At 73.7% G+C, this 12,819-nt stretch carries 8 protein-coding genes; 7 read left to right on the forward strand and 1 reads right to left on the reverse strand.

The window, feature by feature from the left end; all coding sequences use genetic code 11:
• Window positions 1-263 precede the first annotated feature (263 nt).
• From nirB to ACW14Y_RS34120, 3 genes are read left to right on the forward strand one after another with little or no spacing between them, the layout of a single operon-like run.
• Complete coding sequence (nirB, locus tag ACW14Y_RS34110) at window positions 264-2,882, forward strand: nitrite reductase large subunit NirB (protein ID WP_456984651.1); 2,619 nt, start codon at window positions 264-266, stop codon at window positions 2,880-2,882.
• Window positions 2,879-3,262, forward strand: coding sequence for a nitrite reductase small subunit NirD (nirD, locus tag ACW14Y_RS34115; protein ID WP_380312200.1), 384 nt, complete (start codon window positions 2,879-2,881; stop codon window positions 3,260-3,262). The genes nirB and nirD overlap by 4 nt, the downstream gene beginning before the upstream one ends.
• The gene (locus ACW14Y_RS34120; protein WP_380440844.1) at window positions 3,259-4,629 is read left to right on the forward strand and encodes an MFS transporter; all 1,371 of its coding nucleotides are present in this window, start codon (window positions 3,259-3,261) and stop codon (window positions 4,627-4,629) included. The genes nirD and ACW14Y_RS34120 overlap by 4 nt, the downstream gene beginning before the upstream one ends.
• A gap of 78 nt (window positions 4,630-4,707) precedes the next feature.
• On the opposite strand, the gene ACW14Y_RS34125 is transcribed toward ACW14Y_RS34120, so the two are convergent.
• The gene (locus tag ACW14Y_RS34125) at window positions 4,708-5,796 is read right to left on the reverse strand and encodes a substrate-binding domain-containing protein (protein ID WP_456984652.1); all 1,089 of its coding nucleotides are present in this window, start codon (window positions 5,794-5,796) and stop codon (window positions 4,708-4,710) included.
• A 218-nt stretch (window positions 5,797-6,014) separates the two neighbouring features.
• Between ACW14Y_RS34125 and ACW14Y_RS34130 the strand changes: the two genes are divergently transcribed.
• The 4 genes from ACW14Y_RS34130 (at window position 6,015) to ACW14Y_RS34145 (ending at window position 12,681) form a co-directional block, all read left to right on the forward strand.
• The gene (locus tag ACW14Y_RS34130; RefSeq protein WP_380311609.1) at window positions 6,015-6,755 is read left to right on the forward strand and encodes a TetR/AcrR family transcriptional regulator; all 741 of its coding nucleotides are present in this window, start codon (window positions 6,015-6,017) and stop codon (window positions 6,753-6,755) included.
• A 136-nt stretch (window positions 6,756-6,891) separates the two neighbouring features.
• The gene (locus tag ACW14Y_RS34135; RefSeq protein ID WP_456984653.1) at window positions 6,892-7,446 is read left to right on the forward strand and encodes a universal stress protein; all 555 of its coding nucleotides are present in this window, start codon (window positions 6,892-6,894) and stop codon (window positions 7,444-7,446) included.
• Complete coding sequence (locus ACW14Y_RS34140; RefSeq protein WP_456984654.1) at window positions 7,443-7,805, forward strand: hypothetical protein; 363 nt, start codon at window positions 7,443-7,445, stop codon at window positions 7,803-7,805. Before ACW14Y_RS34135 ends, ACW14Y_RS34140 begins: the two co-directional genes overlap by 4 nt.
• Before the next feature lie 148 nt (window positions 7,806-7,953).
• A complete protein-coding gene (locus tag ACW14Y_RS34145) occupies window positions 7,954-12,681 on the forward strand; it encodes a wHTH domain-containing protein (protein ID WP_456984655.1) in 4,728 nt (1,575 codons plus the stop codon).
• Window positions 12,682-12,819 lie beyond the last annotated feature (138 nt).

Raw genomic sequence — 12,819 nt, forward strand, 5'->3', positions numbered from 1 at the left:
ATGTCCGAAGCCGCACGTCGGGCGGTGCCGGGTGTGAGGCAGGCGTACCGCGGGCGCAACACGGCGGACCCGGAGGCGAAACGACCACCGGCGAAATTTCTCGGCACGACCCCGGGACACCGGGGAGCGGCCCCACCGAACCCGCGCCGCCCGTACCCCCACACCCCTACACCCCCACACCCCCCACACCCCCGGCCCCCTCCGCACCCCAGCCCCCACCCCCAGCCCCGCACCCCAGCCCCGCACCACCCGAGGAGTCACGCATGACGTCGCACCCGGCCGAGCCGCCCGAGCCGCCGCTGGACCTCGTCCTGGTCGGCCACGGCATGGTCGGCCAGCGCTTCCTGGAGGCCTGGACCGAGCAGCCCGGCGCCCGGCGCCGGCGGATCACCGTGATCGCCGAGGAGCCCCGCCCCGCCTACGACCGCGTCCACCTCAGCTCCCTCTTCGAGGGCCGCACCCCCGAGGACCTCACGCTCTGCCCGCCCGGCTTCCTCGCCGAGCACGGCATCGAGCTGCGCCTCGGCGACCCGGTGACCTCGGTCGACCGCGCCGCCCGCACGGTCACCACCCGCTCCGGCGCCCGGCTGCGGTACGACGAGCTGGTGCTGGCCACGGGCTCGGCCCCGTTCGTGCCGCCCGTGCCCGGCCGGGACGCCGTCGGCTGCCACGTCTACCGCACGATCGAGGACCTCGACGCGATCCGCGCCGACGCGACGAAGGCCGTGGTGGCGGGCGGCGGCACCGGCGTCGTGGTCGGCGGCGGACTGCTCGGCCTGGAGGCGGCCGGCGCGCTGCGGGCGATGGGACTCACCACCCATGTGGTCGAGTTCGCCCCCCGCCTGATGGCCGTCCAGGTCGACGAGGGCGGCGGCGAACTGCTCCGCCGCAAGATCGAGGAACTCGGCGTCACCGTCCACACCGCGGCCGCCGCGAGCGGGGTCGCCACCGGGCCGGACGGCGCGGTGCGCGGTCTGCTCCTCTCCGACGGCCGTGAACTCGCCGCCGACCTGGTGGTGTTCTCCGCCGGCGTCCGCCCCCGCGACCAGCTCGCCCGGGACTGCGGCCTGGCGGTCGGCCCGCGCGGCGGCATCGTGGTCGACGAGCGCTGCCGCACCGAGGACCCGGCCGTCCTCGCCGTCGGCGAGTGCGCCCAGGCCGCCGACGGCCGGGTCTACGGACTGGTCGCCCCCGGCTACCAGATGGCCGAGACGGCGGCGCGCGAACTCGCCGGCCGCCCCGGTCCGGGCTTCACCGGCGCCGACACCTCGACCAAGCTCAAACTGCTCGGCGTCGACGTCGCCAGCTTCGGCGACCCGCACGGCACCGCCGAGGGCGCGCTCGACGTGCTCTACAGCGACGGCCGGCTGGGCGTCTACCGCAAGCTGGTGATCGGCACCGACGGAGCCCTGCTCGGCGGGGTCCTGGTCGGCGACACCGAGGCCTACGGCACCCTGCGCCCACTGGCGACGGCCGGCCGGCCGCTCACCGTGCCGCCCGAACAGCTGGTGCTGCCCGCCGGATCCGCCGCCGCCGGCCCGATCGCGCTGCCCGACGACGCGGTGCTCTGCTCCTGCCACAACGTCACCCAGGGCGCCGTGCGCGCCGCCGTCCGGGAGCAGGGCGGCGGCAGCGTCGCCGAGGTCAAGAAGTGCACCCGGGCCGGCACCGGCTGCGGCAGCTGCCTCAAGCAGCTCACCACCGTCGTCACCGAGGACCTCGCCGCCGCGGGCGCCGAGGTCGGGACCGGCCTGTGCGAGCACTTCCCGCAGAGCCGCGCCGAGTTGTACGAGATCGTCCTGGTCACCGGCATCAGCACGTTCTCCGCGCTGGTCGACCGGCACGGCACCGGCGAGGGCTGCGACATCTGCAAGCCGACCGTCGCCTCGATCCTGGCCAGCCTCTCCAACGGCCACATCCTGGACGGCGAGCAGGCCGCCCTCCAGGACTCCAACGACCACTTCCTCGCCAACCTCCAGCGCAACGGCTCCTATTCGGTGGTGCCCAGGGTGCCCGGCGGCGAGATCACCCCGGACGGGCTGATCGCGATCGGTGAGGTGGCCCGTGACTTCGGCCTCTACACCAAGATCACCGGCGGCCAGCGGATCGACCTGTTCGGCGCGGGCGTCGACCAGCTCCCCGCCATCTGGGCCAGGCTGGTGGACGCCGGCTTCGAGTCCGGCCACGCCTACGGCAAGGCCCTGCGCACCGTGAAGTCCTGCGTCGGCGAGACCTGGTGCCGCTACGGCGTCCAGGACTCGGTCGGCCTCGCCATCGAACTGGAGCTGCGCTACCGGGGGTTGCGCTCCCCGCACAAGCTCAAGTCGGCGGTGTCCGGCTGCGCCCGCGAGTGCGCGGAGGCCCGGAGCAAGGACTTCGGCATCATCGCCACCTCCGCCGGCTGGAACCTCTACGTCGGCGGCAACGGCGGCATGACGCCCCGGCACGCCGACCTGCTCGCCGCCGACCTGGACCGCGAGACGCTGATCCGCACCATCGACCGCTACCTGATGTTCTACATCCGGACCGCCGACCGGCTGGAGCGCACCTCGGTCTGGCTGGAGCGGCTCGACGGCGGCCTCGACCACCTGCGCGCGGTCGTCCTCGACGACGCGCTCGGCATCGCCGCCGAACTCGACGCCCTGATGGCCCGCCACATCGATTCCTACCAGGACGAGTGGGCCGCTACGCTGGCCGACCCGGACCGGCTCCGCCGCTTCGCCTCCTTCGTCAACGCTCCCGGCACCCCCGACCCGGCCGTCACCTTCGTCCCCGAACGCGGCCAGATCCGCCCCGCCCGCCCCGACGAGGACGGCCACGTCCTCCCCGCCCCCGCCCCGGTCCTCGTGGCCGGACCCCGACTGGAGGTGCTCGCCAAGTGACCGTGGAGATCCACGACGGCACCCGCTGGCAGCCCGTCTGCAGCCTCGACGACCTGCAACCGGGCCGCGGCGTCGCCGTCCTGCTGCCCCCCGCCGACACCCAGGTGGCGCTGTTCGTCGACCGCTCCGGCGCGCTGTACGCCGTCGACAACCGCGACCCGTTCAGCGGCGCGCACGTGCTCTCCCGCGGCCTGCTCGGCAGCCGCGAGGGCCGGCCGACGCTCGCCTCGCCGATGTACAAGCAGACCTTCGACCTCACCGACGGCCGCTGCCTGGACGAGGACACCGCCCCCGACGGCTCCCCCGCGGTGCTCCGCCGGTGGCCGGTCCGCGCCGCGGCGACCGACGCTCCGCATCCCCGGAAGGAGGAGCGGGCATGACCACCGCCCTCGGCACCCGCCCGGCCCGGCGGACGGCCGGCGCCCCCACCCTGACCCACTGGGACCCGGAGGACCGCGAGTTCTGGGAGCGCACCGGCGCCCGCACGGCCCGCCGCAACCTGATCCTGTCCGTCCTCTCCGAGCACATAGGTTTCTCGGTCTGGAGCCTGTGGTCCGTCCTGGTGCTCTTCCTCGGCCCGCAGTACCACATCGACCCGGCCGGCAAGTTCACCCTGACCGCCCTCCCCACCGCGCTCGGCGGCCTGCTCCGGCTGCCGTACACCTACGCGGTCGCCCGGTTCGGCGGCCGCACCTGGACGGTGGTCAGCGCCCTGCTGCTGCTGGTCCCGACCGGTCTGGCGGCGCTCGTCCTCACCCCCGGCGTCTCCTACGGCACCCTGCTCGCGGTGGCCTGCGTCGCCGGTGTCGGCGGCGGCAACTTCGCCTCCTCGATGGCCAACATCAACTCCTTCTACCCGCACCGCCTCAAGGGCTGGGCCCTCGGCATCAACGCCGGCGGCGGCAACCTCGGCGTCCCCGCCGTGCAGCTGCTCGGCCTGCTGGTGCTCGCCACCGCCGGCGTCGCCCACCCCCGGCTGCTGCCGCTGATCTACCTGCCGCTGATCCTGGCCGCCGCCACGCTCGCCTGGCGCCGGATGGACAACCTGCCGACCCCGCCCCGCGAGCCCGGCGCACCCGCCGACCGTTCGCTGCGCGAGGTCGCCCGCGACCCCTACGGCTGGGCCGTCTCCACCCTGTACATCGGCACCTTCGGCTCGTTCATCGGCTTCGGGTTCGCCTTCGGCCAGGTGCTCCAGGTGCAGTTCCACGACCGCTTCGACACCCCGGTCAAGGCCGCCGCGCTCACCTTCCTGGGCCCGCTGCTGGGCTCCCTGCTGCGGCCCGTCGGCGGCCGGCTCGCCGACCGCTGGGGCGGCCCCTGGGTCACCCTGGTCACCTTCGTCGCGATGGGCGCCGGCACCGCCGTCGTCCTGGCCGCCTCCCGGGCCGGCTCGCTGCCGCTCTTCCTCTCCGGCTTCATCGCGCTCTTCGTCCTCAGCGGCATCGGCAACGGCTCGACGTACAAGATGATCCCCGCCCACTACGAGGGCCGGGCCCGCCTCGCCGTCGCCGACGGCGCCGACCCGGCCGCCGCCGAGGCCGCCTCCCGCCGCCGGACCGCCGCGCTGATCGGCCTGGCCGGCGCGATCGGCGCCTTCGGCGGGGTGCTGGTCAACCTGGCCTTCCGGCAGTCCTTCCTCAGCAGCGGGAACGGCGACGACGCCTATCTGGCCTTCCTCGTCGCCTACCTGTGCTGCTCCGCCCTCACCTGGGCCGTCTGGCTCCGCCCGGGCGCCCGGCGCTGAGCGGGACGCCGGACGTACCACCGGCCCCGGGCACGGACCTCGTGCCCGGGGCCGACGGCGTACGGCCGGTGCCGCGGCTCAGCTGTGCGTGGTCGAGCCGCACATGGCGGAAGGCAGAGCGAGGAAACCGTAGCTGCGGATGAGTCCCGAGGCCGACCGGCAGATCCACCCGTGGACGCTGAAGATGTTGCGCAGCGCCGAGCCGTGGGCGTCCGGGGTGTTCCACTCCTGCTCGCGCACCGTGTTGTAGAGGATGTGCGCGAAGGAGGAGGCTGCGAACGGGGCGTTGATCTGCTTGCTCGTCTGGTTCACCGCCGCAATCCCGTTGATGGCGCGCACGGTGAGGACACCGGCGTCCTCGCCGGGCCGGGTGTGCCCGTTGTACACCTGGCCGACGTAGCGGCCCACGGAGTACGGGACGACCGCGTTCGGGTCGTGCAGGACCGGATCGGTGCCCTGGTCCCCGCGCTGGACGACCCGCACGCAGGAGCGGTCGGTCAAGCCGCCGTAGTACGGCCAAGGGAGGTAGCCGATGGCGGCGAGGAAGTAGGCCGAGCTGTCCATCGCCGCGCCGGCCACGCCGCTGGGGTCCACCAGGAGGTGACCGGCCAGCACCGGCACGATGGTGGCGTCCGGCAGCGAGGGGTCGATCTGCCGCCAGTTGGTGACCTCGCAGTTGTAGATGCCCAGCAACTGGGCCTTGGTCAGGTTGGTCGGGGCGTTCCCGCCGGCGGGGGAGGCCCAACTGACCGCGTCCTTGGCCATCGCCACGAACACATCGCTGCTGGGGTCGGTGGTCGCGGGGCCGCGGGTCGAGCGCGCGAAGTCGACGGTGCTGCTGGTGTTGGCGTTCAACGTCAGGATGCTCGGGCCGCTCAGCTCCGGCCGGGTGATCGGGGTCGCCCCCGTCTTGGTCGTGATCACACTGGTGCCGGTCGAGTCCCAGCTGTACAGCCGGGGCGAGGTGGAGTCCCCGGCGGCGGCCAGTGAGGCGTTGTAGTCGGTGGAGAACTGGTTGAACAGCAGCTCGGTGGTCGCCGCCCCCACCCCGACGATGTCGGTCGCGGCCGGCTGCGGCGGGTCGGCGACGGCGGGGGTGGTGACGGCGAGGGCCAGTGCGGAGGCCAGGGCGAGGGCCGAGGCGGCCCGGGCGGCGAGGCGAAGCATGGGTGGACTCCCGGTCGGGGGACAGCGCGGTCACCGGCAATCCTGGAGCCGCCCGTCCGGCGCCCGAAAGCCCCCACCGCCCTGGGACGCCCGGCGTCACCGCAGGTCGGGCCCGGTCCTCCGGTCGCCCCGCCACCACCTGTTCTTCCACCGGTGGTGTCCCGGCCACCCGTCCGGGCCGGTCGGGCGGCGTCCTCCCGCGTTGTTAGGGTCGGGGCATGGCAGTGAGCAGGACGGGCCTCGACGCTCCCGACGGTCCCGGCGTTCCGGGCCGTCCCGAGGGTGGCCCTCGTCCCCCCGCGCGGTTGCGGCTCGACGCGCGGCGCAACCGCGACCTCCTGCTCGCCACTGCCCGCGACCTGTTCGCGCGGCACGGGCTGGACGTCCCGCTCGACCAGATCGCCAAGGAGGCGGGGGTCGGCAACGCCACCCTCTACCGGCACTTCCCGACCCGCCACGCCCTGGTCGGCGAGGTCTTCGCGAACGCCGCGAACCTGGTCGCCGAAGCCGGGGCGGAGGCGCTGGCCACCGAGGACGCCTGGAGCGCGATCGAGGGGTACTTCGAGCGGATCCTCGCACTGGTCGCCGCGGACCGGGGGATCAACGACCTGGTCACCCGGGTCTCCCCGACCGCGCCCGGGCTGTTCGGGATCAGCCGTCGCAACGCCGCGACGGTCGGCTCGCTGGTCGCCCGCGCGCAGGAGCAGGGCACCATGCGCGCCGACGTCGTCACCACGGACCTGCTGTTCGCGTTCGGCGCGCTCTGCCGGTCCCTGCCCGCGGTCACCGAACTGCGCCCCGACCTGTGGCGCCGCCACCTCGCGCTGCTGCTCGACGGCTTCCGCGTCCGGGCCGCCCACCCGCTGCCCGTCCCGCCGGTCGGCGAGGAGCGGCTGGACCGGATGTTCGCCGAACTCTGGGCGGTCGACGCGCGGGCGGAGGCGCCACCCACCGCTTGACCGCCCCCGCGTCAGGAACCCGTACGGACCGGCCCCGCCCGCGTCAGGGCTCCGTCAACGAACCGCCCGTCCTCCTCCTCCCCGGCTTGGCTGGACCCGACAGCACCAGCCACCACCCGCGAGGACGGACAGCACCATGGCGGACGAGCCGACAGACCTCACCAGTGCGACCGGGGTTCCCGAGGACGACGGCCGGGGCCGGATCGTGGTCGGCGTCAGCGGCTCGCTCGGCAGCCTCGCCGCCCTGCACCGCGCCGTCGCCGAGGCCCGCCGGCTCGACGCCGAGGTACTCGCCGTGCACTGCTGGACCCCGGTCGGCGGCGAGTTCGGCTACCGCCGCTCGCCCTGCCCGCCGCTGCTCTCCGCCTGCCGCGACGCGGCCGCGACCCGGCTGCGCGAGGCCCTCGACCAGGCCTTCGGCGGCACCTGGCCGGGCGTCCGGCTGCGCAGCGTCGCCGTCCGCGGCGAGACCGGGCAGGCCCTGGTCCGCTGCGCCGGCCGGCCGGACGACCTGCTCGTCCTGGGCGCCGGCCCCCGTGGCCTGCTCGCCCGAGCCCTGCACCCGTCGATCACCGCCTACTGCGTGCGGCACGCCGTGTGCCCGGTGCTGGCCGTCCCGAAGCCACCGCTCCAGCGCGAACTGGAGGCCATGGAGCGCCACCCCCGGACCCGGCTGACGGTGACGGTGTGACCGCCCGTCCGACCCCCTCGATGTCCGCCGCGATCGCCCTCACCGCCTCCGCCGCCCTGCTGCCCGTCCTCGCCGTCCTCGGCGAGCTCCGCCCGACCTGGGTCGCGCTCGCCGCCTACGCCGCCCTCTGCGCCGCCGTCGGCGGCCGCTCCCGTCCCGCCGCCGCCGCGCTGATCGGCCCGGCGGCCTGGCTCTTCCACAACGGCTTCGTCGAACACCGGCACGGCGTCCTCGACCTCTCCGCCCCGGCCGCCGAGGCCGCCCACGTCCTCCTCCTCACCGCGGCCGCCCTCGCCGCCGCCCTCCTCACGGCCCCGCGCGGCCCGCGCCCCGGCGGGCGCTACGACCTCGCGGCCTGACGACCGCTGGGCCCGGGTGGGCGGTCGGGCGAGCGACCTATGATGTGTCATCTCGCTGACAGCCGCTGGGGATGGGGAACGCGTTGGTCGAGCAGGCGAAGCACGCGGTCGTGACGATCGGCCCGCCGGCGCGGACGACGAGCGGACGGTGAGGGCATCCTTCCGGGCACTGCTGATCGGCGTGCCGAAGTACCGTGACGAGCACATCACCGACCTCCCGTTCGTCCGGGACGACCTCGTCGAACTGGAGGAGGCGCTGTCCTCGGCCGGCTACGAGGTGGTCGTGCACGAGTCGGACGAGACGGACCGGGAGGGCATCGACTCCGCCGTCGAGACCTTCTTCCAGCAGGCCGCCGCCGGTCAGACGCTGCTGGTCTACCTCAGCGGCCACGGCATCCACCACGACGGCACGGACTACCTGGTCCCCAAGGGCGCGCTCACCAGCGCCCGGGACTTCCGCGGCAAGTGCCTGGCGCTCGACTTCGCCCCCTACGTCGAACAGAGCCCGGCCGGCGACGTGGCCGTCCTCGTCGACGCCTGCCGCGAGGGCATCGTCATGCGGGAGATGGCGCCGAGCGGCAACGCCGTCGGCTGGTCCGAGGCGAAGGTCCGCCGGGTCGGGCGGCGGCACTACTGCCACGTCTACGCCTGCTCGCCCGGCGAACGGGCCCGCTACGCCACGGCGGGCGGGACCACGTTCAGCCTCTTCTCGCGCGCGCTCAGCACCGTGGTGGCGAGCGAGACCGGCCCGCGCACCCTCGCCGACCTCCAGGAGCAGCTCCAGACGGCCGTCGACGCGCTCACGGGCGAACACGAGTGCCCGCGCCAGCAGGTCAGGGTCCGCGCCGAGGGCGAGCTCGACGGCTTCGTCCTGTTCGAGCGGCCGGACCGGGAGCCCGCCGGCGCGGCGGGGGAGCACCCCTGGGTGGTCCGGGCCCGGGAGCACCCGGCCTGGCGGCAGGTGGCCGACGGCCCCGGCGCGGAGGCGATGCGCACGGCCGTGACCGCCCTGGTCGAACGGCTCGCCCCGCTGGCGTCCGCCGACGACCGGGCCCTGGCCGAGGACCCGTGGCGGCCGACCGACCTCGCCGAGCGGATGTCCGGCCGGCTGGGCTGGCTGCTGTCGAAGGTGCTCAACGCCGAGAAGCTGGCGCTCGCCCCGGCCGAGGCGGCGCTGCTGGTGGCCGCGCCCTTCGCCCATGTGGCCTGCGCGAACCGGGTCGCGGTCGAGGCGCTGCCGGTCGGGCCCACCGACCTGGCACCGTCCGCCGCTCCCTCCCCGCTCCGGGCCGGCTACGAGCAGTTCGCCACCGGCCGCGCGCGGCTGGTCCGGCGCGCCGCCCAGGCCGAGCGCGGCGGCGACCCGGCGGGCGCCGCGGGCATCGCCTGGTGGCTGTTCCGCCAGTGGCTGGCGGGCAGGCCGGGCGGCCACCACGAGAACGTCCTCACCGCCCTCTGCGGACCGGTCGACGCGTTCACCGAGCACCTCACGGCACCCGGTGACCGGGACCTGGTCGCCGAACTGTTCGCCCTGGACGCGCTCCCGAGCCTGCTGCGCTCGCTCCGGACCTCCTACGACACCACCGCGATCCGCCCGGTCCGCCAACTCGCCGGCGCCACCGAGGCGGAGCAGTACGTCCGGGAGGAACTGCTCGGCGCGCTGCTCGCCGTCGCGCACCAACTCGCCGTCGACCCGCTGCGGCTGCCGGACGTCGTGGTGGAGCACCTGGGCATCTCCTACGCGGTCGACCTCGCCGAACTGCACGGCACGGTCCAGGGCGCGCGCTGGGACCCGCGCGGCCGGACCAGGGTGCTCACCGCCGCCTGCCACCACCCCGCGGTCGGCCTGGCGCTCCGTCAGCACACCGCCGCGCTGGACACCCTGCTGGGCGCGATCGACCTCCAGGCCGGCGCCGACCCCCAGCTCGCCCCGCTCCAGGACCTGCCGGTCCACGCGACCGCCGACCAGGTCCACGCCGCCGCCGACGAGCGGGGGCGTCCCATCTACGAGTCCACCGACCTGCGGTTCCGGCTCGCGGACGACCGGATCCAGGAACTCCTGATGGGGGAGCAGCTCTACGGCGACCAGGCGCTGGCGATCCGCGAGCTGTACCAGAACGCGCTCGACGCCTGCCGCTACCGGGACGCCCGCACCACCTACCTCCGCCGCCACGACCCGCAGGTGCCCGCGTGGACGGGCCGGATCGACTTCCACCGGGGCGTGGACGAGCGCGGCCAGGCCTACCTGGAGTGCCGGGACAACGGCATCGGCATGGGCGAGCGCGAACTGCGCGAGGTGTTCTCGTACGCGGGCATGCGCTTCGCCGACCTACCCGAGTTCCTCGACGAGCAAGCGGCTTGGCGGGCCGAGGGCATTGAGTTCCACCCCAACAGCCGCTTCGGCATCGGCGTGTTGAGCTACTTCATGATGGCCGACGACATCTCGGTCACCACCTGCCGCCTGGACCGCGACGGCCACCCGGGCGACCGCCTCCAGGTGGACATCGCCGGCCCGGGATCGGTCTTCCGCATCCGGAATCTGGGGCGGGGGCGCGACGCGGGGACCGTGGTGCGGTTGCACCTGCGGAACCCGGAGACGGCGCCGTCCTGCACGGGGTTGTTGGGGCGGTTGCTGTGGATCGCGCCGTACGACGTGACGGCGGAGGACTCGGGGGAGCGGCTGGAGTGGGAGGCGGGGGTGCTGTCGCCGTTCGCGCCCTTGGGGGCGGAGGACCCGAACGACGACGGTACGGTGCGGGGGAAGGACGTGAGGGTCGCTGTCACGGACCGCGCCGACGTGTGGTGGACCGGTGGCTGGGGCGGCATCCTGGCCGACGGTCTATGGGCGGGCCTGCGATTCTACGGGGCCGTGATCGACCTGAGTGGTGCTCAGGCTCCCAGGCTGACCGTCGATCGCACTCGGATCCTGGGCTACAACGCCGCCCATGCGCTCCAGCTGTTGTACCAGCAGATTCCGGCGCTGCTGCGCCAGGGATGCACGATGCTCGACCACAAATGGCTCTCTACGCTGTCCCAGCATCACCTGGGCCTCGCCGATGCCGTCCTGGAGGCGGCGATCGCGCACGAGTACCGGCCGTGGGTGGTCAACGAGCTGGAGGTGGACATCACCGCTGTGGGCTGCCTCCCGGCCGACGCGGGTCTGCTGCCGGAACGCGGAAAGCCTTGGTCCCGGCCCACCTCGATCGGCCATCGGTCCGGTGTACCTGAGCACGTGGTGAATTGGCGGATCCTCTCCCTGACCGTCGCCGGCGGCATCCCCGGTGTGACCGTGGTCGGCGGGAGCGGGCTCCCCGTTGCCAGACCCAGCGATGAGGGCCTCCTGAAATGGGAGTCCGAACGGTCTCGTGGCCGGAAGCCCTGGTACTTGGAGAACGGCGAGTGGGTAGATCCGGCGCGCCCGGTGCCACTGGGGCACGTGTTGTCGGTCGCCCGGCGGACGGGCCGCAGTGTCGCCGGGACGGCCGCCAGACTGGCGGAGCTGGGGTACGTCCTGCGGGAGGGGCAGCCGGTCCCGGAACAGGTTGACGACGTAGATCTCGCGATGCTGAGCTGTGATCTCGACGGGACCTTCCCCTGGCTCGACCCCGTGGAGCCCGTGCCGCTCGGACACGTTGTTCTTGCCGCTCGGAGGCTAGGCCTGGAACCGGAGACCGTGGTCGAGCGGTTGCGTGTGCTCGGCGTCGGATGGGTCGACCATGTGGCCCTCCCGGTGCCGTCCGGCGCGGACGACCTGTTGCTGCCCGGGCGGGAGGATGTCAGGCCGGAGTGGTTGGCCCCCGGGGAGTCGGTGCGGCTCTCGACCGTGTTGGCAATGGCCGCGAGCGTGAAGCGTTCCCCGCAGGAGGTGGCCGGTGCGCTGGCCGAGCTGGGGCACCCCTTCGAGGGCACGGTCCTTCCGGAGAGCGTCGAGAAGAACGACCTCCTCCTGCTGAGTCGTGACCTCGACTCCGGGCGGCCGTGGTTGGAAGACGGAGAGGTGGTCTCGGCCTGGCACGTTCTGACGGCTGCCGACCAGCTTCGGCTGAAGCCGGGGGCTGTCGTGGCCAGACTCGAACAACTCGGTCACCGCGTGGCGGACGGTGTTCGGATTCCGGACTTCGCGGACTACGACCATGTGGTGTTCCTTGGGTCCAGAGACGAGGGCCTTGAGCCTGAACTGAGTACGGTCGGTGCTCAGGCGTCGATGGGTCATGTCCTCTGGTGTGCTACCGAACTGGAATGCCCACCGACGATGGTGGTCGACCGCCTCGCACAGATCGGGCACCGCCTGCCGGACGGTGCCGGGGTGCCCGAGCGGGTACTGTCGGACGACCTCCTGATGCTCAGCGCTGAACTCGACTGGCGGGCGCCATGGCTGTCGGTTGACGAGCCAGTGCCTCTTGGGCACGTTCTCCGGGTCGCGGCGAGACTGGACCTTCCGCCGGCCGAGGTTGCGGCCCGACTGGTCGGGCTCGGCCACAGGATGCCGGAGGGCGTCGATCTGCCTGCCAAGGTGGACACCCTTGACTTGTTGCTGCTCAGCGAGGGACGGGACTGCCAGGCGCCCTGGCTGAAGCCCGGCCAACCGGCCGAGATCTGGCACGTGCTGGCCGCCGCCGATGACCTCGGCGAAGCGCCCGACGAGGTCGCCGCGTGGTTGGCGGACCTTGGCCACTCGCTGCCACCAGGCATGGTGGCAGCGCACAGTGCCGAGCACTTCGCGTCAGCCAGACGCGGCGTCGCACCGAGTCCAGATCGCCCCCTCGCACTGGCAGACGTGCTCGGCGAGGCCGGTGTTCGGCACTCCCCGGCCGACACCGCCCGCCGCCTCCAGGACCTCGGCTTCACGCTCGCCGGCGACGTCGTCTACGAGTGACCCGCAGTCACCCGCCCTTTCCCCGTGGTTCGGACACCCGTTCTGACCTGGTAGTGTTCTTCCTGTCGCGAGGGAGAGAAACACAATCCCTCGCCAGGCGTCAGCGGTGCTACCAGAGCACGTCCCGCTTTCAGCGGG

It is taken from the genome of Kitasatospora sp. cg17-2 (assembly GCF_054031055.1).